Origin of the sequence: Streptomyces sp. NPDC020965, from assembly GCF_044333555.1 — a bacterium.
Lineage (GTDB): Bacteria > Actinomycetota > Actinomycetes > Streptomycetales > Streptomycetaceae > Streptomyces.
The window spans coordinates 249222-274001 of sequence record NZ_JBIRRE010000005.1; the positions used below are offsets into that span (position 1 = coordinate 249222).

A 24780-nucleotide genomic window follows, 5' to 3' on the forward strand; every position below is an offset into this window, starting at 1 on the left:
CCCATGGGGACACCCCGCTTCATACGGAGACCCCCGCGTCCAGCGGCAACCTCACCACGAAGTCGGCGCCGCCGTCCGGGCCCTCCGTCAGGGTCACCCTCCCGCGCCCCCGGTGGACCGCCTGCTGGACCAGGGCGAGTCCCAGCCCCCGGCCCGATCCATTGGTGGACCAGCCCCGGTGGAACACTTCGTCCACCCGGTCCGGGGCGACGCCCGCACCCGTGTCGTACACCCTGATCAGCAGTTCGTCCCCGTCGGTACGGGCCGTGACGGTGACGGTCACCCGGGCCCGGGGTGGCCGGCCGAGGCCGGGGGAGGTGGTGTCGCCGGACCGGGCCGCCGCGTCGGACGCCGCGTCCACCGCGTTGTCGATCAGATTGCCCAGGATCGTCACCAGGTCCCGCGCGGGCAGTGACGGCGGCAGCACCCCGTCGTCGATCCGGCTGTCCGCCGCGAGCACCAGCTCCACCCCCCGCTCGTTCGCCTGTGCCGCCTTGCCCAGCAGCAGCGCCGCCAGGACCGGTTCGCCGACCGCGTCCACCACCCGGTCCGTCAGTGTCTGGGCCAGTTCCAGCTCCGCCGTGGCGAAGTCGACCGCCTCGTCCGCCCGTCCGAGTTCGATGAGCGAGACCACCGTGTGCAGCCGGTTCGCCGCCTCGTGCGCCTGCGATCTGAGCGCCTGGGTGAAGCCACGCTCCGAGTCCAACTCCCCGGACAGAGACTGGAGTTCGGTGTGGTCGCGGAGGGTCGCCACGGTGCCGCGCCGTTCGCCGCCGACGACCGGGCTCGTGTTCACCACGATGACCCGGTCGGCGGTGAGATGGACCTCGTCCACCCGTGGCTCGGCGGCCAGCAGGGCGCCCGTGAGCCGGGCGGGCAGGCCCAGTTCGGCCACCGGCCGGCCCACCGCGTCGGCGTCCAGCCCGAGCAACTCCCGCGCTCCGTCGTTGACGAGCGCGATCCTGCGCCGCCCGTCGAGCATCAACAGCCCCTCGCGCACCGCGTGCAGCGCCGCCTCGTGGTAGTCGTGCATCCGGCTCAGCTCCGCCGCGTTCATGCCGTGGGTGTGCCGTCGCAGCCGGGCGTTGATGACGTACGTCCCGAGGCCGCCGAGCGCCAGCGCCGCGCCCGCGACCAGCAGTAGCGCCACGACCTGCTGCCGCATCTGCTCGCTGATCCGCTGGATGGTGATGCCCGCGCTGACGACAGCGGTGATCCGTTCACCGTCGTACACCGGCACCACCGTCCGTATCGACGGGCCGAGCACCCCGAGGTGCTTCTCGCTGAAGGTCTCGCCCCGCAGCGCCTCGTCGATGTGCCCCAGATACTTCCGGCCGATCTCATCCGGTTCCGGATGGCTCCAGCGGGTGCCGTCCGGTGCCATCACCACCACGAAGTTGACGCCCGCGCCCCGGCGTACGTCCTCCGCGTACGGCTGGAGCGCCTCGGCGGGGCGGTCGGAGCGGGCGGCGGCGATGACCGAGGGGGAGCGCGCGACGGCGGTCGCGGTCGCCGTGGACTGGAGCCGCGCGGTCTCCTCGGCCTGGGCGCGGTCGGTGAGGTACGCGAAGAGGGCGCAGCCCGCCACGATCGCGGCGACCAGGACGACCTGCATCGCGAAGAGCTGTCCCGCGAGGCTGCGCGGGCGGGGTATCCGCATGGGGGCAAGTCTGCACGCCACTTCTGGCGTGAACGAAACGCACGTAAGCGTGACCGGGGTCACAGCGTGCTGGATAGTCACGGAAATCCATACGAAACATAAACGCGCTGTGGACCGGTTTTGAGGAGGTACCCCGTGGTGGCTGAGTCCGGCAGGCGGGACCGTACGCACTATCTGTATATCGCCGTGATCGTCGCTGTCGTGCTCGGCGTGACCGTGGGCTTCGCGGCTCCCGGGGTCGCCGTCGAACTGAAGCCCATCGGCACCGGGTTCGTGAACCTGATCAAGATGATGATCTCGCCGGTCATCTTCTGCACGATCGTGCTGGGCATCGGATCGGTCCGCAAGGCCGCCAAGGTCGGCGCCGTCGGCGGGCTCGCGCTCGGTTACTTCCTGACGATGTCGACGGTCGCCCTGGCGATCGGCCTGCTCGTCGGCAACGTCCTGGAGCCCGGTTCCGGGCTGCACATCACCGAGGCCGCGCGGGAAGCGGGCGGCAAGGCGGCCGAGGGGGCGGGCGGCGAGTCCACCGCCGACTTCCTGATCGGGATCATCCCGACGACGATGGTCTCCGCCTTCACCGGCGGCGAGGTGCTCCAGACCCTGCTGGTCGCGCTGCTCGCCGGATTCGCCCTCCAGGCGATGGGCGCCGCGGGGGAGCCGGTGCTCCGGGGCATCGGGCACATCCAGCGGCTGGTCTTCCGCATCCTCGCCATGATCATGTGGGTCGCCCCGGTGGGTGCGTTCGGCGCCATAGCCGCGGTGGTCGGCGAGACCGGTCTGGACGCGCTGAAGTCGCTCGCCGTGATCATGATCGGCTTCTATGTGACCTGCGCGCTCTTCGTCTTCATCGTGCTGGGTGCGCTGCTGAAGCTGGTCTCGGGGGTCAACCTCTGGTCGCTGCTGAAGTACCTGGGCCGGGAGTTCCTGCTCATCCTCTCCACCTCGTCGTCGGAGTCGGCGCTGCCGCGGCTGATCGCCAAGCTGGAGCACATGGGCGTGAGCAAGCCGGTGGTCGGCATCACCGTCCCGACCGGCTACTCCTTCAACCTCGACGGCACCGCGATCTACCTCACGATGGCGTCGCTCTTCATCGCCAACGCGATGGGCGACCCGCTGAGCGCCTCCGAGCAGGTCTCCCTCCTCATCTTCATGATCATCGCTTCGAAGGGCGCGGCCGGTGTCACCGGCGCCGGTCTGGCGACCCTCGCGGGCGGCCTCCAGTCGCACAAGCCGGAGCTGGTCGACGGCGTCGGGCTGATCGTCGGCATCGACCGCTTCATGAGCGAGGCGCGGGCCATGACGAACTTCGCCGGGAACGCGGTGGCGACCGTGCTGGTCGGCACCTGGACGAAGGAGATCGACAAGGAGCGGGTGACCGAGGTGCTCGCCGGCCGGATCCCGTTCGACGAGAAGACCCTGCTGGACGACGGTCACGGCGCGCCGGCCGAGGAGCAGTCCGCGACGTCCGCGGAGTCCGCGCCGACTCCGGTGGTGTTGGAGGCGCGCGAGGCGGACGGGGTGCGGGAGAAGGTCTGATCCCGTTCGGGGCGCAGTCGTCCTCCCGGTGAATGCGCCCCCGTTCTCGGGGAACCCGCCCTGCTGAGGCCCGGCGCGCCGGTGCCATCGCACCGGCCCCGTACCGACCGCGCGCCCCCGTACCACCCCCTGGCCCCGCGGCCCTCCCTCCGCTTCCCCCACGGCAGAGGGCGGGCCGCGGCTCCGTTTCGGCCGAGGCCCCTTCGAACGGCTTGCGGTCACGAGATATCTTGATGTCGAGCAATGTTGCAGACGTGGAGCGGAGCACCCGGTGACTGACTCGACCATCATCTACACCCACACGGATGAGGCCCCGGCCCTGGCGACGTATTCGTTCTTGCCTGTCGTCGAGGCGTACGCCTCGACCGCCGGGGTCACGGTGGAGAGCCGTGACATCTCCCTGGCAGGGCGGATCATCGCTGGGTTCCCCGAGCGTCTCGAAGACGGGCAGCGCATCGATGACGCGCTCGCCGAGCTCGGTGAGCTGGCGCGGACCCCCGGCGCGAACATCATCAAGCTGCCGAACATCTCGGCCTCGATCCCGCAGCTCAAGGCGGCCATCGCCGAGCTTCAGGAGCAGGGCTACGCGCTGCCGGACTACCCGGACGACCCCAAGACCGACGAGGACCGGGACGTACGCGCCCGGTACGACAAGGTCAAGGGCAGCGCCGTCAACCCCGTACTGCGCGAGGGCAACTCCGACCGCCGCGCCCCCGCGTCGGTCAAGAACTACGCCAAGGCCCACCCGCACCGCATGGGTGCCTGGACCGGCGACTCCAAGACCAATGTCGCGCACATGGACGCCGACGACTTCCGCTCCACCGAGAAGTCCGTGGTCGTCGCCGACGCGGGCTCGCTCCGGATCGAGCTGGCCGGGGACGACGGCAGCACCACCGTGCTGCGCGAGTCCGTCCCGGTGCTCGCGGGCGAGGTCGTGGACGCGTCCGTGCTGCGGGTCGCCGTGCTGCGTGAGTTCCTGACCGCGCAGATCGCGCGGGCCAAGGCCGAGGGCGTGCTGTTCTCCGTCCACCTCAAGGCCACCATGATGAAGGTCTCCGACCCGATCATCTTCGGCCATGTGGTCCGCGCCTTCTTCCCGAAGACGTTCGCCGAGCACGGCGAGGCCCTCGCCGCGGCCGGCCTGACCCCGAACGACGGTCTCGGCGGCATCCTCAAGGGTCTGGAGTCGCTGCCGTCCGGCGCCGAGATCAAGGCGTCCTTCGAGGCCGAGCTGGCCGAGGGCCCGGCCCTCGCGATGGTCGACTCCGACCGTGGCATCACCAACCTGCACGTGCCGAGCGATGTCATCGTCGACGCCTCCATGCCCGCGATGATCCGCACCTCCGGTCATATGTGGGGCCCCGACGGCCAGGAGGCCGACACCCTCGCCGTCATCCCCGACAGCAGCTACGCCGGGATCTACCAGGTCGTCATCGAGGACTGCCGGGCGAACGGCGCGTACGACCCGGCCACGATGGGCTCGGTGCCGAACGTCGGCCTCATGGCGCAGAAGGCCGAGGAGTACGGCAGCCACGACAAGACCTTCGAGATCCCGGCCACCGGCACGGTCCGGGTGCTCGACGGGAACGGCGCCGTCGTGCTGGAGCACGCGGTCAGCGCCGGGGACATCTGGCGCATGTGCCAGACCAAGGACCTGCCGATCCGCGACTGGGTCAAGCTCGCCGTCACCCGCGCCCGCGCGACCGGCAACCCGACCGTCTTCTGGCTGGACGAGTCCCGCGCGCACGACGCCAGCCTCATCACCAAGGTCAAGCAGTACCTGACCGAGCACGACACCGAGGGCCTCCAGATCGAGATCATGGCGCCGGTCGACGCCATCGCCTTCTCCCTGGAGCGGATCCGCCGCGGCGAGGACACCATCTCCGTCACCGGCAATGTGCTCCGTGACTACCTCACCGACCTGTTCCCGATCCTGGAGCTGGGCACCAGCGCCAAGATGCTCTCCGTCGTCCCGCTGATGAACGGCGGCGGACTCTTCGAGACGGGCGCCGGCGGCTCGGCCCCCAAGCACGTCCAGCAGCTCGTCAAGGAGGACTACCTCCGCTGGGACAGCCTGGGCGAGTTCCTCGCGCTCGCGGTCAGCTTCGAGCACCTCGCGACGACGACGGAGAACGCGCGCGCCCAGATCCTCGCGGACACGCTGGACCGGGCGACCGGCACGTTCCTCAACGAGGACAAGTCGCCGAGTCGTCGACTGGGCGGTATCGACAACCGCGGCAGCCACTTCTACCTGGCCCTCTACTGGGCCCGTGAGCTGGCGGCCCAGACGGACGACGCGCAGCTCGCGGAGGCGTTCGCCGGTCTCGCGAAGACGCTGGGCGACCAGGAGCAGACGATCATCGACGAGCTGGTCGCGGTCCAGGGTTCGCCGGTCGACATCGGCGGCTACTACCAGCCCGACCCGGCGAAGGCGGCGGCCGTGATGCGCCCGTCGGCCACCTTCAACCAGGCCATCGCGTCGCTCGCCTGACGCGCCCCACCGCCTGACCTCCGCCCCGACCCGTCGCACTCCGCCGGGTCGGGGCGGAGGTGTGTCGGGGCGGGGATGTGTCGGGCAGGCGGCCCTGACCTGGATGGTTACTTTTTCGTAAGTACCTGACTTTTAAGTCGGTACTTGTGGTTGCTGCGGTGCTCAAGAACGATGAACACATGTCTACCACCCCGCACACATCTCCCACCCCCGTCACCGTCATCGGCCTCGGCGCCATGGGCCGGGCCCTCGCCGGTGCCTTTCTGGGCGCCGGTCATCCCACCACCGTCTGGAACCGTTCGCCCGGCAAGGGGGAGGACCTCGTCGCCCGCGGGGCCGTCCGGGCCGCGACCGCCGAGGAGGCCGTACGGGCGGGTGAGGTGGTCGTCGTCTGTGTCGTCGGCTATGACGCGTCCGACGCGATCCTCGCCCCGCTGGGCGACGCGCTCCAGGGCCGGGTGCTCGTCAATGTCACCTCGGACCTGCCGGACCGCGCCCGAGCGGCGGCGGCCTGGGCGGCGGAGCGGTCCATCGCCTATCTGGACGGCGCCGTGATGGTGCCGACCGCGGTGATCGGCACCCCGGACGCGCTGCTGTTCTACGCCGGGTCGCGGGAGTCCTTCGACACGTACGAGACGACGCTGAGGGCACTCGGCGGCCGGACGACCTTCGTCGGTGAGGAGCCGGCGCGCGCGGCCGTCTACGATCTGTCGCTGCTGGACTTCTTCTACGGGTCCATCTCCGGGCTGATCCACGCCTTCGCGTTCGCCAAGGCGGAGGGCGTCCAGGCCGCCGACATCGCGCCCTACCTGGACACCATCGTCGGGATCATGCCGCCGATCGCCAGTGGCTCGGCGGCCGAGATCGACGCGGGCAGCTACCCCGGCACGGAGGCCAACCTCGGCACGATGGCCGCCTCCGTCGACCACATCCTGCACGCGTCCCGGGCCCGGGGCCTGGACGTGTCCCAGTTGGAGGCCATCAAGAAGGTGGCGGACCTGGCGATCGCGCGGGGCCACGCGAAGGACGACTGGGCGAGCACGTACGAGGCCCTCGTCAAGCCCGCGTAGCCCGGGGGCGGACGGTGTCGCCGGAGGAGTGGAAGGCGCCGTGCCCGGACTCCGTCGACGAGCTCCTCCGGGGAGGGCCGGGAGCCCCCGCACGCCGAGCGTGCGGGGGTTCCCTGATGTGCGATCGGGGTCAGCCGCACAACCGGTGTTCGTAGCTGGCGCCCCGGTACTTTGCGGCCGGGCCGAGCCTGGTCACGCCGGGGCCGACACAGCGGTACTCGTCGCGCCCCAGAACGACATCGAGCTTGATCACGATCCAGGAGCCGTCCGTGGTGCAGTGGTTCCAGTACGCGGAGCCGTGTGCCTCGTAGTAGGCGCACTGCCTGGCCGCGACCCGCTCGCGGGCCTCCGGTGCCGCGTCCGCCACCCCGACCGTGGGCAGTACGGCCAGCAGCGCCGCGCCCGCCAGCGCCGCCCACCTTGCGCCGCGCCGCGCCGTGCTGGACCGGTCGTGCCTGGAGTTCCTTCGCATGTTCCGTCCCCGTGGTGAGATCGGGCCCATGGGCCCGATGTCCGAATGTCTCGTCACTCAGGCTGGACGGAGGCGTGGTGGCGCGTATCGGATATGACGACATCGGGGCGGAGCTTCACCCGGCTGGGTGATTTGTCCGATCGGTGTGATCGGTGTGATCGGTGGGGGTGTCGGGGTCGCTGGTCCGTACCGCACTGCTGGGATATCCGCGATAAAGGCCCCACCCGAATTGACGGGTGGGGCCTTTATCGGAGTATATTGAGTGGTTCGATGTCTATCGGCAGAGACTGTGTTCGGGGCCGTGTCGGAAGCTGTGTTGGACACTGTGCGGGATTGTCACGCACGGCCATTCGAAGCAGTCATCGACAACCTGCCCGGGTAAACTCACTGGTGACACCATAGCGCGTCAGGAGCTGAATTGTCAACCAAGGAATTGCAGAATGAACAGCAATTCGTCTCCCTTCTCTACGAGCGTCTCGACGCCCTCCGTGAGCAGGCCGAAACCGCTGTTCAGACCACGATCGGGCAGGTCGGCACCGGTCTCCAGGCCCGGGTCGAGCGCGATGTCGCCGTCGCCGAGCAATCCGGTGAGCTGGCCGCGCTGAATGCCGTGGACGCCGGGCTCTGTTTCGGGCGGATCGATCTCCAGGACGGTGCCCGGCACCACATCGGACGGATCGGAATCCGGCAGGACGACACGGAACGCACTCCCCTTCTCGTCGACTGGCGCGCTCCCGTCGCCCGGCCCTTTTATCTCGCCACCGGGTATCGGCCGATGGGGCTGAGCCGGCGACGGCACATCACCACCGAAGGGCGCGCCGTCACCGCGCTGCACGACGAGATCCTCGATCTCGCCGACGCCACCCGGAGCGGGCACGAGGACCCCGACGGCGACGCCGTGCTGCTCGCCGCGCTCGGTGCCGTACGGACCGGGCGGATGGCCGATATCGTGCGGACCATCCAGGCCGAACAGGACCGGATCATCCGGGCCTCCCGGCACGGGGTGCTCGTCGTGGAGGGCGGACCCGGCACCGGGAAGACCGCCGTCGCGCTGCACCGCGCCGCGTACCTGCTCTACGCCCACCGCGAGCAGCTCGCCCGCCGTGCCGTGCTCATCGTCGGGCCCAACCCCGCCTTCCTCGGCTACATCGGCGAGGTGCTGCCCTCGCTGGGTGAGACCGGGGTGCTGCTCGCGACCATGGCCGAACTCTTCCCCGGCGTACGCGCCACCGGTACGGACACCCCCGCCGCCGCCGAGGTCAAGGGGCGGGCCGGGATGGCCGATGTGCTCGCCCGCGCCGTACGGGAGCGGCAGCGGCTGCCCGAGACCGTGCCCGCCGTGGACTACGAGGCCGAGGGCACCGTGCCCGAGGCCGCCCTGGAGATCGAGCACGAGGAGTACGGCACCCTCCGGCTGCACCGGGAGATGGCGTACGAGGCACGCGACCGTGCCCGTGCCACCGGACTGCCGCACAACCTCGCCCGGCCGCACTTCGCCTTCCGGATCATCGACGCGCTCACCGAACAGCTCGCGGACCGGCTCGGGGCCGACCCGTACGGCGGGCCCAACCTCCTCGGTCCCGATGACATCGCCCAGCTCGGCAAGGAGATCGCCACCAGCGCCGAGGTGCACGCCGCCATCGAGGAGTTGTGGCCGCTGCTCACCCCCGAGGGGTTCATCGCCGACTTCCTCGCCGGGCCGACGCCGGACCAGCACCTACCGGAGGCCGACGCCGCGTTGATCCGGCGCGACGGCGGCGGCTGGACCCCCGCCGACGTGCCACTCCTGGACGAGGCAGCCGAGCTGCTCGGCACCGACGACAGCGCCGACCGCGCCGCCGCCGAGGCCGAACGGCAGGAGCGGATCGCCTACGCGCAGGGAGTGCTCGACCTCTCCGAGGGCTCCGCGAGCTACGAGTTCGAGGACGAGGAGTCCGAGGTCCTCACCGCGCACGACGTCATCGACGCCGAGCGGATGGCCGAACGCCAGGAGGAGGCCGACCACCGCAGCGCCGCCGAGCGCGCCGCCGCCGACCGCACCTGGGCCTTCGGGCACATCATCGTGGACGAGGCGCAGGAACTGTCCGCGATGGCCTGGCGGCTGCTGATGCGCCGCTGCCCGACCCGGTCGATGACGCTCGTCGGCGATCCCGCGCAGACCGGCGACGTCGCCGGTCTCGGGTCCTGGCGGACGATCCTGGCGCCGTACGTCGGCGACCGCTGGCGGCACACCAGGCTCGGGGTGAACTACCGGACCCCCGCCGAGATCATGGAGCTGGCCGCCGCCGTGCGCCGGGAGTCCTTCCCCGGTTTCGAGCCGCCGCGCTCGGTGCGCTCGACCGGGGTGCCGCCCTGGACCGAGCGGGCCGCCGATCCGGCCGCGGCCGTGCTGGCGGCGGTCGGGCGGGAGACGCCGGAGGAGGGCCGGCTCGCCGTCATCGCCCCCCTCGAACTCCATCCCCGGCTCGCCGCGCTGCGCGGCCCGGATCCGGACGCGCCCGTCGATCTGACCCGGCGGGTCGTCCTCCTGGCGCCCCGGCAGGCCAAGGGGCTCGAATTCGACTCCGTCATCGTGGTCGAACCCGCGCTCTTCGGGGACAGCGATCTGTATGTGGCGCTGACCCGGGCGACCCAGCGGCTCGGCGTCGTGCACAGCGGCGAGCTGCCCCCCGCGCTGAGGGGGATGGTGGGCTGAGCGGGATATGGCGCTGAGCGAGGGGCCGTCGGGGACGAGGGGGGCGAAGGGGGACGAAGGGGGAGGGGCGCGGGCGGCGAGGGTGCTGAGGCGCTCCGCCCTCGCCCGGGCCCGTGTCGCCGCCGCCCGTGGGCCCCCACCCCGACCAGCCGGCGCCCCCGCGCCCCCGCGCCCCCTCAGGCCGACGGCCGCAGCCACACCGTCGCCAGCGGTGGCAGCGTCAGCCGGAGGCTCACCCCGCGGCCGTGCGCCGGTGCCGGGTCCGTCTTCAGCGGGTCGGGGTTGCCCACCGCCCCGCCCCCGTACCGCCCCTCGTCCGTGTTCATGACCTCCGTCCAGACGGGGAACGCCTCCGGGACACCCAGCCGGTACGCGTCACGGACCACCGGCGAGAAATTGCTCACCGACAGCAGCGGCGCCCCCGAGGCGTCGTACCGCAGGAAGGCGAAGACGTTGTCCTCGGCCGCGTCGCCGTCCACCCAGGCGAAACCCTCCGGTTCGGTGTCCCGCTGCCAGAGCGCGGGCGTCTCGCCGTACACCGTGTTCAGATCGCGGACCAGCAGCCGCACCCCCCGGTGGTCGGCCTCCGCCGCGTACGACGGGTCCAGCAGCCACCAGTCCGGGCCGTGCGCCTCCGACCACTCCGCCCCCTGCGCGAACTCCTGCCCCATGAAGAGGAGTTGCTTGCCGGGGTGCGCCCACATGAAGCCCAGATAGGCCCGGTGGGTGGCGCGCCGCTGCCACCAGTCGCCGGGCATCTTGCCCACCAGCGACCGCTTGCCGTGCACCACCTCGTCGTGCGAGATCGGCAGGACGTAGTTCTCGCTGTACGCGTACACCATCGAGAACGTCATCTCGCCGTGGTGGAACTTGCGGTGCACCGGCTCGTGCCCCACATATCCCAGCGAATCGTGCATCCAGCCCATGTTCCACTTCAGCCCGAAGCCGAGGCCGCCGTAGCCCCCGGGGCCGATGTGGTGCGTCGCCCGGGTGACGCCGTCCCAGGCGGTGGACTCCTCGGCGATGGTGACGACCCCCGGGCAGCGCCGGTAGACCGTCGCATTCATCTCCTGGAGGAAGGCGACCGCGTCCGGGTTCTCCCGGCCGCCGTGCTCGTTCGGGGTCCACTCGCCCTCCTCGCGGGAGTAGTCGAGGTAGAGCATCGAGGCGACCGCGTCCACCCGCAGCCCGTCGATGTGGAACTCCTCGCACCAGTACACCGCGTTCGCGACCAGGAAGTTCCGCACCTCCGTACGGCCGTAGTCGAACTCCAGCGTGCCCCAGTCGGGGTGGGCCGCCCGGGCCGGGTCCGCGGGTTCGTACAGCGGGCGGCCGTCGAACTCCGCGAGCGCCCAGTCGTCGCGCGGGAAGTGCGCGGGCACCCAGTCCATGATCACGCCGATGCCCGCCCGGTGTAGCGCGTCGACCAGGTGCCGGAAGTCGTCCGGGGTGCCCATCCGGGCCGTCGGCGCGTAGAAGCCGGTCACCTGGTAGCCCCATGAGCCGCCGAAGGGGTGCTCGGCGACCGGCATCAGCTCGACATGGGTGAACCCCAGGTCCTTCACATAGGACGGGAGCTGGAGCGCGAGCTGGCGGTAGGTGAGCCCCGGCCGCCAGGACGGCAGATGGACCTCGTAGACGGAGAACGGGGCCGCGTGCACCGGGCGGTCGCCCCGGTGCGCCATCCACTCCGCGTCCCGCCACACATGGTGGGACTCCGTCACGATCGACGCGTTCGCGGGTGGCACCTCGGCCCGCCGGGCCATCGGGTCGGCGCGGGTCGTGGTCGAACCGTCGGGCCGGGTGATCAGGAACTTGTAGAGCGCGCCGGCCGCCACCCCCGGGAGGAACAGCTCCCACACGCCGGTCGAGCCGAGCGACCGCATCGGGGATCCGGTGCCGTCCCAGAAGTTGAAGTCGCCGATGACCCGGACGCCGAGCGCGTTCGGCGCCCAGAGCGTGAACCGGGTCCCGGTGACCCCCTGGTGGGTCATCGGCCGCGCGCCCAGCGCCTGCCACAGCTCCTCGTGGCGGCCCTCGCCGATCAGATGCAGGTCGAGTTCGCCGAGCGCGGGCAGGAAGCGGTAGGGATCGTGGGTCTCGATCTCGACGGAGCCCGCACCGTCGGGCCCGTCGTAGGTGATGAGCAGGGCGTAGTCGGGCGCCTCGCGCAGGGGCAGCAGCCCGGAGAAGAAGCCGTCGCCGTCGTCGGGCAGCTCCGTCCGCAGCCCCTTGGCGACCACGGTCACGCTCCTGGCGTACGGGCGCAGGACCCGCACCTCCACCCCGCCGCGCGCGGAGTGCGCGCCGAGCAGTGCGTGCGGATCGTGGTGGGCGCCCGTCAGTAGCCGCGCCCGGTCGGCGGCGGCGAGCGGCCGGGCCGCCCGTACCCCCGGGCCGTCCGTCGACCGGGGCCGGGGCGGGGCCGACTTCCGCCGGGGGCGCGGCCCGCCCGCGCCGGCCGACCCACCGGCCCCGGTCGAACCGGCCGACCTACCGGCCGCGCCGGCCGACCCACCGGCCGACCCACCGGCCGACCCACCGGCCGACGCGCCGGGCCCGGGCCCGGGCCCGGTCGAACCGGGCCCGGTCGTGTCGGCGGGAGACCCGGCGCGGCGGGCGCCGGAACCCGTGTCGGGCGGGGGCGGTGTACGGGACGAGGGGCGGGACGGGGGACGGGCGGTCACGGGTCGGCCTCCTTGCGGCACGGATGGCGGGGGCGGGGGTCGCTTGCGCACGGGCGGAAGGGGGTGCTGGCGGGCGGTTCGCGGCGGACGGGCGGATGTGTGGACGGGTGGACGAGGACCGGGCCGCGGTGGGCGGACGGGCGGATGTGTGGACGGGTGGACGAGGGCCGGGCCGCGGTGGGTGGACGGGCGGCGACGGGTCGTGGTGGACGCGGACGGGAACGGGGGATGGGCGGGGGTCAGGTGAGGGCGGCGGCCAGTCGGTCGATCGCCGCCATCGGCACCGGCAGCCAGTCCGGCCGGTGGCGTGCTTCGTACACGGCCTCGTACACGGCCTTGTCCGTCTCGTACGCGCGCAGGAGTTCCGGCTCCGCGCGCGGGTCGGCGCCGGCCGCCTCGGCGTATCCGTCGCAGTACGCGGACCGGCAGCGTTCGGCCCAGGCCGGGTTCCACGGCTGGTGGCTCCTGGCCGCGTAGTCGAAGGAGCGGAGCATTCCGGCGATGTCCCGCACCGGAGGCTGCGGCCGGCGGCGTTCGGTGAGCGGCCGGGCGGGTTCGCCCTCGAAGTCGATGACCGACCAGTGGTCGTCGGCGAGGGAGCTGCCGCCGCGCAGGGTCTGGCCCAGATGGAGGTCGCCGTGCACCCGCTGCGCCGGCCAGTGGCGGCCCCGGCGTCCCAGTTCTGCGATGGTGTCGAACGCCGTCCGCAGCCGGGGCACGTACGGCAGCAGCGCGGGCACCGACTGCGCGGCCTCGTCCAGCCGCCGGTTCATCGCCGCCGCGAGCTGGGCGCTCTGGGCCGGGCGCAGGGTGACCGTCGGCAGTTCGGCCGCCAGCGCGGTGTGGACCTCCGCGGTGACCCGGCCCAGCGCGTGCGCCTCGGTGGTGAAGGACGCGCCCGCGGCCAGCGCGTCCAGGGCGAGCCGCCAGCCGTCCCGGGAGCCCCGCAGATAGGGCTGGAGCACGCCGAGGGTGTACGGCCGGGGCGCGGTCGACTCGTACCAGGCGACCGGGACCGGTACCCGGCCGCAGCCGGCGCGGGCCAGGGCCAGGGGCAGTTCGAGGTCGGGGTTGGGCCCCGGCTGGACGCGCCGGAAGATCTTGAGGATGTACGCGTCGCCGTAGATCAGGGACGAGTTGGACTGTTCGGCCTCCAGCGGCCGGGCGGGGAGCCCACCGGGGACGGCGGGCGCCTGGTCGAGCCCGGCGAAGCGCAGCGGGCCGAGGGTGCCGGGGATGCGCAGCCGCTCCAGGATCAGGGCGGCCAGTCGGGGGTCGTGGAGTCCCTCGTACACCGCCCGGCCGGCCAGCGGGCCGCCGGCCGGGCGGCCGATGAGGGCCGGGGCGAGATGGGGCGGGAGGGTGCGGCGGACCCCGAGGAGGAGTTGGTAGCAGTCCTGGGCTGGGTGGCGCCGGTCCATGGGGACGGTGGGCACCGGGGGGACGGCGGGGAGCGTGGGCACCGTGGGAAGCGCAGCGGTGGGCGGTCCGGTGGTGTGGGTGGGGGGCGGGGGAGTCGTGGGGAGTCCGGGGCGTTCGACCCCCACCAGCAGATGGAGCAGCCCCGGCCCGCGCCCGTGCGACGGCAGCAGCTCGGTCGCCGAGACCAGCGAGAGGCCGCTGACCGGCCGGCCCTTCCCGGCGAACCAGCGCTGGCGGGGCAGCCAGGCGAGCAGCAGGGGGGCGAGCGACGGGAGCAGGGCGACGGGAGTCCGGGTGGATGCAGCCTCCGACATGGAAATCGCGTCCTTTCCCCGAGATGCACCCTAATGACGCTGAATGCGCAGAGTGTCCCGGATCATGGCGTTGACTGTCCGGCGGCGCGCGGGGATGACGGGGAGAGTGCCCGGTGCGGGGCGGTGGAAACCGCCCCGCGGGAGGTACGCCCCGCTCCCTGTGACACCTGTGTCTCGGGGGCCGGACGCGCCCGATGGGGTCAGCCGGCCGCCGTGTCCCTGCGCAGCCGGAACCAGTAGAAGCCGTGGCCCGCGAGGGTCAGTAGATAGGGCCACTGGCCGATGGCGGGGAACCGCACCCCGCCGATCAGCTCGACCGGGTGCCGCCCGGCGAACTCCCGCAGATCCAGCTCGGTCGGCTGGGCGAAACGGGAGAAATTGTGGACGCACATCACCAGGTCGTCCTGGTGTTCCCGGGTGAACGCGAGCACGGCGGGGTTCGACGAGGGCAGTTCGGTGTACGAGCCGAGTCCGAAGGCGTGGTTCTGCTTCCGGATCTCGATCATGCGCCGGGTCCAGTGCAGCAGCGAGGAGGGGCTGCTCATCGACGCCTCGACATTGGCGACCTGGTAGCCGTAGACCGGGTCCATGATGGTCGGCAGGTAGAGCCGGGCCGGGTCGCAGGAGGAGAATCCGGCGTTCCGGTCGGGGGTCCACTGCATCGGGGTCCGTACGGCGTCCCGGTCGCCGAGCCAGATGTTGTCGCCCATCCCGATCTCGTCGCCGTAGTACAGGATCGGCGAGCCGGGTAGCGACAGCAGCAGCGCGGTGAAGAGTTCGATCTGGTTGCGGTCGTTGTCCAGCAGCGGGGCGAGCCGGCGCCGGATGCCGATGTTCGCCCGCATCCTGGGGTCCTTGGCGTACTCCGCGTACATGTAGTCGCGCTCTTCGTCCGTGACCATTTCGAGGGTCAGCTCGTCGTGGTTGCGGAGGAAGATCCCCCACTGGCAGTTCTTCGGGATCGCCGGGGTCTTGGCGAGGATCTCCGAGACCGGGTAGCGGGACTCCCGCCGTACGGCCATGAAGATCCGGGGCATCACCGGGAAGTGGAACGCCATATGGCACTCGTCGCCGCCGCCCGGGAAGGCGCCGAAGTAGTCGACCACGTCCTCCGGCCACTGGTTGGCCTCGGCGAGGAGCACGGTGTCGGGGTAGTGCGCGTCGATCTCCTTGCGCACCCGCTTCAGGAAGGTGTGGGTGGCGGGGAGGTTCTCGCAGTTGGTGCCCTCGTCCTGGTAGAGGTAGGGCACGGCGTCCAGCCGGAAGCCGTCGATGCCCAGGTCCAGCCAGAACCGCAGGGCCGAGACGATCTCCTCCTGCACGGCCGGGTTCTCGTAGTTGAGGTCGGGCTGGTGGGAGAAGAAGCGGTGCCAGTAGTACTGCTTGCGGACCGGGTCGAAGGTCCAGTTGGAGGTCTCCGTGTCGACGAAGATGATCCGGGCGTCCGGGTACCGCTTGTCGTCGTCGGCCCAGACGTAGTAGTCGCCGTACGGTCCATCGGGGTTGTTCCGGGACTCCTGGAACCACTCGTGCTGATCGCTCGTGTGGTTCATGACGAAGTCGATGATGACGCGCATCCCGCGCTGGTGGGCGGCGTCCACGAACTCCACGAAATCGGCGAGGTCGCCGAACTCCGGCAGGACCGATGTGTAGTCGGAGACGTCGTAACCGCCGTCCCGCAGCGGGGACTTGAAGAACGGCGGCAGCCACAGGCAGTCGACGCCCAGCCACTGGAGGTAGTCGAGCTTGGCGGTGATGCCCTTGAGGTCTCCGACGCCGTCGCCGTTGCTGTCCTGGAAGGACCGCACGAGGACTTCGTAGAAGACCGCCCGCTTGAACCAGTCGGGATCGCGGTCGTTGGCGGGGGTGTCCTCGAACAGGTCGTGGACGGGCTCATTGACGATCATGATGTGGGTGACCCTCCGATCGGCGGGGACGGTCGCAGAACCACGATGTGCGCGGGCGTGCGGCCCGGCTCTAGGCGCACGTAAGCGGCTCTGCCCCAGTGATAGGTCTCGCCGGTGAGCTCATCGCGCACCGGTGCCGACTCGTGCCATGCGAGGCCGAGCCGTGGCATGTCCAACGAGACCGTGGCCTCCTGGGTGTGGTGGGGGTCGAGGTTGACGACGACGAGGACCGTGTTCGAACCGTGGTGCTTGGAGTACGCGATCACCGCGTCGTTGTCGGTGGCGTGGAAGTGGACGTTCCGGAGCTGTTGGAGGGCCGGATGGCGCCGTCTGATCCGGTTGAGGGCGGTGATCAGGGGGGCGATGGAGCGGCCCGCGCGTTCGGCGGACTCCCAGTCGCGCGGGCGCAGTTCGTACTTCTCCGAGTGCAGATACTCCTCGCTGCCGTCCCGGACCGGGGTGCCCTCGCAGAGTTCGTACCCCGCGTACACGCCCCAGCTCGGTGACATGGTCGCGGCCAGCACCGCGCGCACCTCGAAGGCGGGCCGGCCGCCGTGCTGGAGGTAGGCGTGCAGGATGTCCGGGGTGTTCACGAAGAAGTTCGGACGCATGTACGAGGCGGAGTCGCCGGACAGCTCGGTCAGATACTCCGTCAGCTCGTGCTTGCCGGTGCGCCAGGTGAAGTAGGTGTACGACTGCTGGAAGCCGACGGCCGCCAGCGCGCGCATCATCGCCGGCCGGGTGAACGCCTCCGCCAGGAAGATCACATCGGGATCGGCGCGGTTGATGTCCGCGATCACCCTCTCCCAGAACTCGACGGGCTTGGTGTGCGGGTTGTCCACCCGGAAGATCCGGATACCGCGGTCCATCCAGAAGCGGAGTACCCGCAGGGTCTCGCGGACCAGGCCGCGCGGATCCGTGTCGAAGTGGATCGGATAGATGTCCTGGTACTTCTTGGGCGGGTTCTCGGCGTGCGCGATCGTGCCGTCGATCCGGTGGCGGAACCACTCGGGGTGCTCACGCACCCAGGGGTGGTCGGGGGAGCACTGGAGCGCGAAGTCGAGGGCGATCTCCATCCGCAGGTCGCGCGCCGTCCGCACGAAGTGGTCGAAGTCGTCGAGGGTGCCGAGATCGGGGTGGAGGGCGTCGTGACCGCCGTCGGCCGAGCCGATCGCCCAGGGCACCCCGACGTCGTGGACACCGGGGGAGAGGCTGTTGTTCGGGCCCTTGCGGAAGGTGGTGCCGATGGGGTGGACGGGGGGCAGATAGACCACGTCGAAGCCCATCGCGGCGACCGCGGGCAGCCGCTCGGCGGCGGTGCGGAAGGTGCCGGAGACCGGTGGGGCGCCCTCGGAGACCACGGCGCCCTCGGAGCGCGGGAACAGTTCGTACCAGGACCCGTAGAGCGCCCGGCGCCGCTCCACCACCAGCGGCAGCGGCCGTGAGATGGTCACCAGGTCCCGCAGTGGATGGCGGCCGAGGGCATCGGCGGCGTCGGGCGCGAGGGCCGCGGCCAGCCGGGCGGCGGCCGGGCGGGACTCGTCGCGGAGGCCGTCCACGGCGCCGAGCACCGCCTCCCGGCCGTCGCTCTTGGGCACCCCGGCCGCCGCGCGTTCGTAGAGCGCGGCACCCTCCTGGAGCACCAGCGCGGTGTCGATGCCCGCGGGAATCTTGATCCGGGCCTGGTGGAGCCAGCCGGCGACCGGATCGCTCCACGCCTCGACGGCGTAACTCCACCGGCCCTCGGCGTCGGGGGTGATGTCGGCGCCCCAGCGGTCGGTACCGGGGGCGAGCTCCCGCATGGGGGTCCAGGGGCCGGGGCGGCCCTGCGGGTCGCGCAGGGCCACATTGGCGGCCACCGCGTCATGGCCCTCGCGGAAGACGGTGGCGCTGACCTCGAAGGTCTCGCCGACGACCGCCTTCGCGGGTCTCCTCCCGCAGTCGACTCGGGGGCGGATGTCCAGGACGGGAATGCGACCGATCATGGGCTCACCTGGGTGCAGTACGGACTGGGCATCTTGTCGTTGTTTCTGATGTATGCCGTTTATGTCAGTTCTTTGTAACCGCTCGGTGGGCGGCTTGCGGGTCGCGGGCATGGCCGCTCCTGTCCGCGTTCACTCGGTGGGCGGAAGGAACGGGCCGGAACGACGGTCGGCGAGCGTGCGCCGAGGGGGCGCCGGCCGCTCCTCCACGCGTACCGGATGAGCCTTCCCCCGCTCACCCGGTGAACAACCCGGAGTGCCCCCGATGGGTCGGCGTGCGGAAGGACGCGCAGGTCCGGGGGAGGGGTGAGCCGGGGGCACGGCGCACAGACGGAGCGCGGGCCCCGGCGCCGTGTGCGCCGGAGCCCGCGCTCCTGTTCTGTCGCCTGCTCCCCGTGCTCCCCCTGGCGCCGGGTGCTGTGCGCTGTGCTCGGCCCTCGTCCGGTCCTCGTCCGGCCCTGTGCGGTCTGGCGAGTGCGAGTGCGGGTGCGGGTGCTGTGCGGTCTGGTGCTGTGTTGTCCTCCGGTGCCGTGCCGTGCCGTGCCGTGTGCGATGCGGTGCGGTGCGGTGCGGTGTGATGCCGTGCGGTGTGATGCGGTGCGGGTTACGCGCCCCAGCTCGGCTCGCCGGGGATCTGGCCCCAGCTCGGTTCCGGACGGGTGTGGTGCGTACGGGGCCTGATGAGGCCCCAGCTCGGCTCGCGGTCGGTCCGGCGCCGCCGGGACTCCGTGTGCGTGTGCCCCCAGCTCGGCTCGGGTCGTACGTGGTTCACGCGTCGGCTCCCGCCCACAGTCGCCACGACTGCCGTGCCACCCACTCCTCGACCGGTGCGGGCTTCACCGAGAGCGAGGCCGCCGTGGCCCCGTCGTCGCCCCGCATCAGCTCCGGCTCGACCCCGCTCGCCATGTAGTGGTAGAGCCCGGATATCCCGGCCGCCGACTCCGGGCCCAGGATCTGCGAGAGCCCCCGCTCGAACACGGCCGGTTCCAACGGTACGTAGCGCACCGGCCGCCGCAGGCCCCGCGCGAACGCCTCGGCCAGCTCCGGGCCGGTCAGCGTGCGGGCGCCCCCGATGTCGAAGGCGCGGCCCGCGATGCCGTCCACGGTGAGCGCGGCGTAGACCGCCTCCGCGAGGTCCCGGTGCGAGAGCCATGCGGTGGGTACGTCGGCCGGCAGTGGATAGGCCAACACGCCCTCGTTGACCAGGGCGGGGCCGTTCCACGGGCTGAAGAGGTTGTCCAGATAGACCGGGGGCCGTACGACCACCAGCTCCACGCCGCTGTGCGCCAGGCTCTCCCGGAACACCGTCTCGGCCAGTCGCCGGGTCTCGAAGGCGACGACGTTGGTGGTGCGGTCCGGCACCCGGGTGTTGGTGTTGTAGACGAGCCGCCGCACGCCCGCCTCGCGGGCCGCCTTGGCGATGTGCTGGGCGTACCGCATGACCTTCTCGGCCTGGTACACCAACGGCATCACCACGGCGGCGTGGGTCGCCCCTTCGAAGAGCTGCCGTACGTCCTCGTAGCGACCGAGGTCACCGCTGCCGAAGGAGACTCCTGGCAGCTCCGGCCGGTCCGCCTCCGCTTTGCGGCTCAAGGTGTGGACCGGGTGGCCGCGTTCGGTCAGCAGGCGCGCGGTGGCACCCCCTTGGAAGCCGGTCGCCCCCACGACCGCTACGCGCATCGGAATATGATCGGACATATGTCTGAAGAGCCCTTCGATAGGGTGTGCTCGCTGCTAGTACGGCTCTTCAAGGCTCGCGTCGGCCGAGGCGGCCGATCAATTAACAAAACGGGGCGGAGGTTGAAGGATCGTCCAATGGACTCCATTGAGATGGACCCCGCTGAGACCGGCGCCCCCGAGACGACCGGTCCGCCCGCCGATACGGGTGCGACCGGAGCGATCGGCGCGAGCCGTGCGGCGGAATCGGCGCATGCGACGGACCCGCGCGGTCCGGCCCGTGCGACGACCGCACCGCAGGTGATGTCGGCGCCGCCGGTGATGTCCGTGCCACCCCCCGCGGCCGATCCCGGTCCCGATACGGAAGACCTCCTCAGCGAGCTGCTGAAGCCCCTGCGCCTGACCGGGGTCTTCGACAGCCGCTGGCACGTCCGCGCCCCCTGGGCCATCGAGGGCGACGCGGAGGAGAGCTGTGCCGTGCTCCACTTCATCACCCAGGGCGGCTGTTGGGTCACCGCCGAGGGCCGCCCCCCGATCCAGCTCCACACCGGCGACCTCGCCGTCTTCCCCACCGGCACCGCCCACCGCCTCTCCGACCACCCCGACCGGCGCGGCGGTGTGGCCCTCGGCGCCGTGCTCCCCGAGCGGGAACCCGGCACCTCCGGGCAGATCACGATCGAGGGCAACGGCGGCCCGCAGAGCCGGCTGCTCTGCGCCGGACTGCACTACGACGAGTCCGCGGCCACCGGCCTCTACCAGGCGCTGCCCTGGGCGCTGGTGCTGGACTGCTCCCAGGTCGACCGGGAACCGCTGCTCCGTGACACACTGCGGCTGCTCGCCGCCACCGACCGCCCGGTGGGCCCCGGCGACCGGCTGGTGACCCTGCGCGCGTTCGAGATGGCGCTCGTCCTCGCGATGCGGCCGCTGCTGCGCGATCTCGCCGACAACCCCGCTGCCCTGCCGATGTTGCGCCACCCCGGGATCAGTAAGGCCATGGTGATCATCGCCACCCGGTTCGCGGAACCCTGGACCATTGAATCGCTCGCCCGGGAGGTCGGCATGTCCCGCTCGGCCTTCACCGCCGCCTTCCGCGAGCTGGTCGGCGAGGCGCCCGCCCGCCATCTGACGGGGCGGCGGATGCAGGAGGCGGCCCGGCTGCTCACCGAGACCTCGCTGCCGCAGTCCGCCGTACCGCAGCGCGTCGGCTACCAGAGCGCGGTCGGATTCCATCTCGCGTTCCGCAAGTGGTACGGCACGACGCCCGGTGAGTACCGTACGAAGAGCCCCTCAGCCGCATGACTGGCCGGTTCTTAATCACCGCTGGACGGTCGTTCATTGCCCACTGTCCTCGGACGGAGCGAGGCTCAGCTCTGTCGGGGGAGTTCCGTTTGAGGAGAGACGTTGATCAGGTCTGGCCGGAAATACCTCGAATCGCTGCGTGACGGGCGTGAGGTGTGGCTCGACGGCGAGCGCGTCAAGGACGTGACCAGCCACCCTGCCTTCCGTAACACCGCGGCGTCCATCGCACACCTCTACGACCTGGCGCACGACTCCGAGTACCGGACCACGCTCACCACCCCCGACGGTGTGCACCGCGCCTACGCCATTCCGCGCAGCCGCGAGGACCTGGTGGCGCGGCGCGAGGCGTACAAGGTCTGGGCGGAGACGAGCTACGGATTCCTCGGTCGCACCCCCGACTACATGGCGGGCGGGGCGGCCGGATTCGCCGCCGCGCCGGAGCTGTTCGACACCGACACCTTCGCCGGGTCCGGCAACGCCGTCGCGTACCACCGCAGGCTCGCAGAGAACGATCTGTACTGCGCCTTCACCATCACCAACCCGCACTCCGGCACCGGCGACGACGATCTGGTGGTCCGGGTCGTCCAGGAGCGGGACGGCGGGATCGTGGTCAGCGGCGCCAAATCGATCGGCACCGGCGCGGTCTTCGCGGACGAGGTGATCGTCGGCACGATCGAGCCGCTGGCGCCCGGGGACGTCGACCACGCGCTCTGCTTCTCGATACCCGTGGACACCCCCGGACTGTCGTTCGTCTCCCGCCGGTCGTACGAGGCCGGGGCGCGCGGCACCTTCGACAACCCGCTCTCCTCGCGGTTCGACGAGAACGACTCGCTGATCGTCTGCGAGGACGTGTTCGTGCCCTGGGAGCGGGTGCTGACCTACCGGAACGTCGAGGCCACCGGCGCCATGTGGTGGCGGACCCCGGCCTATGTGAACTTCGTCCACCAGGCCGCCACCCGCTTCTGGACCAAACTCGAATTCCTCACCGGTGTCGCCATCCTGCTGACCCGGATGAACGGCACGGACGGACTGCCCGCCGTCACCCAGTCGGTGGGCCGGCTGCTCGGGATGGTCGCGCAGGCCAAGGCGTTCGTGCTGGCCGCCGAGGCGTCCTGCGAGCCCGTCAACGGCGGGGCCGGCGGTGTGATGCCCGGCACCGAGATCTCGTACGCCCAGCGCATCATGGCCGCTGAGCTGTACCCGCGCGCGCTCCAGGAGATCAAGCAGCTCGCGGGCGGCTCAATCATCCAGCTCCCCGCGTCGGCTGAGGACCTGCTCCACCCCGAGCTGGGACCCGTGGTGCGGAAGTACCTGCGCGCCCCGGGCACCCCGGCCGAGGGCCGGATCAAGCTGCTGAAGCTGGCGTGGGACGCGCTGGGGTCGGAGTTCGCGGCCCGGCACGAGCAGTACGAGCGCTTCTACCACGGCGCTCCGCACGTCTATCTGACGATGCAGAACTGGGCGGGCGGCGCGGAGAACTGCGAACGGCTGGCCCGTGCCTGTCTGGACGGGTACGACCTCGGGCGAACACGATGACCCGGCCCGGTCGCGGCGCGGGCGACGGCGGCACACCGGGCGGGTCCGGCGGCGGTTCGGGCGGCTCCGGCAGCTCACGCGGCGCAGGCGCCCCCGGCGGGTCCGGGGGCGCGGGGAAGCCCGCCAACGGGTTCACCAGACCCGGGGGCTCCGGGTCCGTCGGCCGCCCGGACACCGCCCCCGGCGCGCTGCCCGGCGGATCACCGGCACCGGCCCCCGACGGGGGCGCGCCCGCCGACCCGGACCCCGTCGACCTGGCAGCATCCGCCGTACCCGCCACCCCGGCCGCCCCGGCAGCATCCGCCGTACCCGCCACCCCGGCCGCCCCGGCAGCATCCGCCGTACCCGCCGCCCCGGTCACCCCTGCCGTATCGGCCGTACTCGCCGACGATGGCGCGCCCCCCGTCACTCCGTCTGACGCCCCTGCCGAAGCGCCCGCCGGCGCCCCCGCGCCCGCCGAAACCCGCGGCCCGGGCCGCACCCGGGCCGCGCTCGCGCTGCTCGCCTCCACCCAGCTACTGCTGATCATGGACACGGCGATCATCAATGTCGCCCTGCCCTCCATCGGCGACGACCTCGGCGCCGGCTCCGCCGGACTCTCCTGGGTCGCCAACGCCTACCTGATCACCTTCGGCGGACTCCTCCTCCTCGGCGGTCGCGCCGCCGACCTCCTCGGCCATCGCCGGCTCTACCTCACCGGCCTCGCCCTGCTCACCGTCGCCTCCGTCGCCGGAGCGCTCGCCGGTGGCCCGGGCCTGCTGATCGCCGCCCGGGCCGCCCAGGGCGTGGGAGCCGCGCTGGCCGCTGCCGCCGCCTTCGCGCTGCTGCTCAACCTCTTCCCGCCCGGCCCCGGCCGGCACACGGCACTCGGCGCCTTCGCCGCGATGGGCGGGCTCGGCGGAGTGCTGGGCACCGTCCTCGGCGGGGTGCTCACCGACGCCCTCGGCTGGCGTTCGACGTTCTGGCTCAATGTGTTCGTCGGGCTCGTCCTCGGCGGTGCGGCGCTCCGGCTGCTCGACCGGGGTGGCCGCCGCGCCGCCAACGGCTTCGACCTCGGTGGCGCGTGCACCGCCACCGCCGGGCTCGGACTGGTGGCGTACGCGCTCGTCGGCGCGGCCGAAGCCGGCTGGACCGGCACCCGCACGCTCGTCGCCGGTGGCGCCGGGCTGCTGCTGCTCGCCGTCTTCGCCCTGCTGGAGTCGAGGATCGCGCATCCGCTGGTGCCGCCGGCCGTGCTGAGACGGCCCGCGCTGCGGAACGCCAACGTCCTCAGCGCGCTCGGCCAGATGGCGCTCTTCCCGATGTTCTTCCTGGTCAGCCTCTACCTTCAGACCGTGCTCGACCAGTCTCCGCTGGTCGGCGGCCTCGGACTGCTGCCGCTGTCGCTGGTCGTCGTCGCCGTGGCACCCCAGAGCGGGCGGCTGATCGCCCGGATCGGCCTGCGCGCGACGATGACGCTCGGCTTCGGACTCCTCGCCTCAGGTCTGGTCTGGCTGGCGCTCGCGCTCTCCGCCGACGGCACCTTCTTCACCACGGTCTTCGCGCCCAGTCTCGTCATCGGCGTCGCCCTGCCGCTGGTCATGGTCACCACCAACGTCGCCGCCACGGCCGACGCCGCCCCCGAGGAGACCGGCCTCGCCTCCGGGCTCGTCAACACCAGCCAGCAGTTCGGCTCGGTGCTCGGACTCGCCGTCCTGGTGGCCGTCGCGGCGGTCGGCAACGGCGCCGGGGCGGCCGGGCGGACCAGTGGATTCACCGCCGCCCTCCTGGTGGGCGCGGGCTTCGCCGCGCTCGCCGTGCTGCTCTCGGTGCGTATGCGGCCACCGGCGCCCTTACCCGGCCACGGTCCCGCGCCCGCCCCCGGCCCGCGAACCGGTCCCGCGACCGGTACCGGGTCCGTGGCGCGCCAGGACCGTGTCGGTGGCGCCGTGGAGTGACGGTGCCCGCGACAGCGTGCGACACCGCACGCGGGTGCCGGGACGGCGGGGGGCTGTCCGGCGTGAGCAACTCCGCATTCCATTCACTGAGT

15 protein-coding genes are annotated in these 24780 nt (G+C 71.8%); 7 read left to right on the plus strand and 8 right to left on the minus strand.

Annotated features, from left to right (window positions below; translation table 11 throughout):
• Positions 1-19: 19 nt before the first annotated feature.
• Positions 20-1660 (minus strand): ATP-binding protein, encoded by a 1641-nt coding sequence (locus tag ACH4S7_RS17640; RefSeq protein ID WP_398522100.1) that lies wholly within the window; start codon positions 1658-1660, stop codon positions 20-22.
• Between the two features lie 135 nt (positions 1661-1795).
• Here ACH4S7_RS17640 and ACH4S7_RS17645 point away from each other — a divergent pair, with 135 nt between their 5' ends.
• The 3 genes from ACH4S7_RS17645 to ACH4S7_RS17655 all read left to right on the plus strand — a co-directional run bounded on the left by ACH4S7_RS17645 (position 1796) and on the right by ACH4S7_RS17655 (position 6760).
• A complete protein-coding gene (locus tag ACH4S7_RS17645; protein WP_398522101.1) occupies positions 1796-3199 on the plus strand; it encodes a cation:dicarboxylate symporter family transporter in 1404 nt (467 codons plus the stop codon).
• Positions 3200-3470: 271 nt separating this feature from the next.
• A complete protein-coding gene (locus ACH4S7_RS17650; protein WP_398522102.1) occupies positions 3471-5690 on the plus strand; it encodes an NADP-dependent isocitrate dehydrogenase in 2220 nt (739 codons plus the stop codon).
• A 179-nt stretch (positions 5691-5869) separates the two neighbouring features.
• Positions 5870-6760, plus strand: a complete 891-nt coding sequence (locus ACH4S7_RS17655; protein ID WP_398522103.1) for an NAD(P)-dependent oxidoreductase — start codon at positions 5870-5872, stop codon at positions 6758-6760.
• A 130-nt stretch (positions 6761-6890) separates the two neighbouring features.
• On the opposite strand, the gene ACH4S7_RS17660 is transcribed toward ACH4S7_RS17655, so the two are convergent.
• Positions 6891-7232, minus strand: coding sequence for a DUF6355 family natural product biosynthesis protein (locus tag ACH4S7_RS17660; protein ID WP_398522104.1), 342 nt, complete (start codon positions 7230-7232; stop codon positions 6891-6893).
• A gap of 433 nt (positions 7233-7665) precedes the next feature.
• Between ACH4S7_RS17660 and ACH4S7_RS17665 the strand changes: the two genes are divergently transcribed.
• Entirely contained in the window at positions 7666-9927 is a 2262-nt protein-coding gene (locus ACH4S7_RS17665) for a HelD family protein (RefSeq protein ID WP_398522364.1), read from the plus strand.
• A gap of 176 nt (positions 9928-10103) precedes the next feature.
• Here the strand turns inward: ACH4S7_RS17665 and glgB are convergent, their stop codons facing one another.
• From glgB to ACH4S7_RS17695, 6 genes are all read right to left on the minus strand, one after another.
• The gene (gene glgB, locus ACH4S7_RS17670) at positions 10104-12614 is read right to left on the minus strand and encodes a 1,4-alpha-glucan branching enzyme (protein WP_398522105.1); all 2511 of its coding nucleotides are present in this window, start codon (positions 12612-12614) and stop codon (positions 10104-10106) included.
• A 239-nt stretch (positions 12615-12853) separates the two neighbouring features.
• On the minus strand, positions 12854-14350 hold the full coding sequence (locus ACH4S7_RS17675) for a maltokinase (RefSeq protein WP_398522106.1): 1497 nt from the start codon (positions 14348-14350) through the stop codon (positions 12854-12856).
• A gap of 200 nt (positions 14351-14550) precedes the next feature.
• The gene (treS, locus tag ACH4S7_RS17680; protein ID WP_398522107.1) at positions 14551-16257 is read right to left on the minus strand and encodes a maltose alpha-D-glucosyltransferase; all 1707 of its coding nucleotides are present in this window, start codon (positions 16255-16257) and stop codon (positions 14551-14553) included.
• A complete protein-coding gene (locus tag ACH4S7_RS17685; protein WP_398522108.1) occupies positions 16254-18242 on the minus strand; it encodes a maltotransferase domain-containing protein in 1989 nt (662 codons plus the stop codon). Before ACH4S7_RS17685 ends, treS begins: the two co-directional genes overlap by 4 nt.
• Positions 18243-18843: 601 nt before the next feature.
• Positions 18844-19011, minus strand: a complete 168-nt coding sequence (locus tag ACH4S7_RS17690) for a hypothetical protein (RefSeq protein ID WP_398522109.1) — start codon at positions 19009-19011, stop codon at positions 18844-18846.
• On the minus strand, positions 19008-19919 hold the full coding sequence (locus ACH4S7_RS17695) for an SDR family oxidoreductase (protein ID WP_398522110.1): 912 nt from the start codon (positions 19917-19919) through the stop codon (positions 19008-19010). Before ACH4S7_RS17695 ends, ACH4S7_RS17690 begins: the two co-directional genes overlap by 4 nt.
• Positions 19920-20237: 318 nt before the next feature.
• Between ACH4S7_RS17695 and ACH4S7_RS17700 the strand changes: the two genes are divergently transcribed.
• The 3 genes from ACH4S7_RS17700 to ACH4S7_RS17710 all read left to right on the plus strand — a co-directional run bounded on the left by ACH4S7_RS17700 (position 20238) and on the right by ACH4S7_RS17710 (position 24688).
• Positions 20238-21215: an AraC family transcriptional regulator gene (locus ACH4S7_RS17700; RefSeq protein ID WP_398522365.1), complete on the plus strand. Its 978-nt coding sequence runs from the start codon at positions 20238-20240 to the stop codon at positions 21213-21215.
• A 102-nt stretch (positions 21216-21317) separates the two neighbouring features.
• Positions 21318-22751: a 4-hydroxyphenylacetate 3-hydroxylase family protein gene (locus tag ACH4S7_RS17705; protein ID WP_398522111.1), complete on the plus strand. Its 1434-nt coding sequence runs from the start codon at positions 21318-21320 to the stop codon at positions 22749-22751.
• On the plus strand, positions 22748-24688 hold the full coding sequence (locus ACH4S7_RS17710; RefSeq protein WP_398522112.1) for an MFS transporter: 1941 nt from the start codon (positions 22748-22750) through the stop codon (positions 24686-24688). Before ACH4S7_RS17705 ends, ACH4S7_RS17710 begins: the two co-directional genes overlap by 4 nt.
• Positions 24689-24780: the final 92 nt, after the last annotated feature.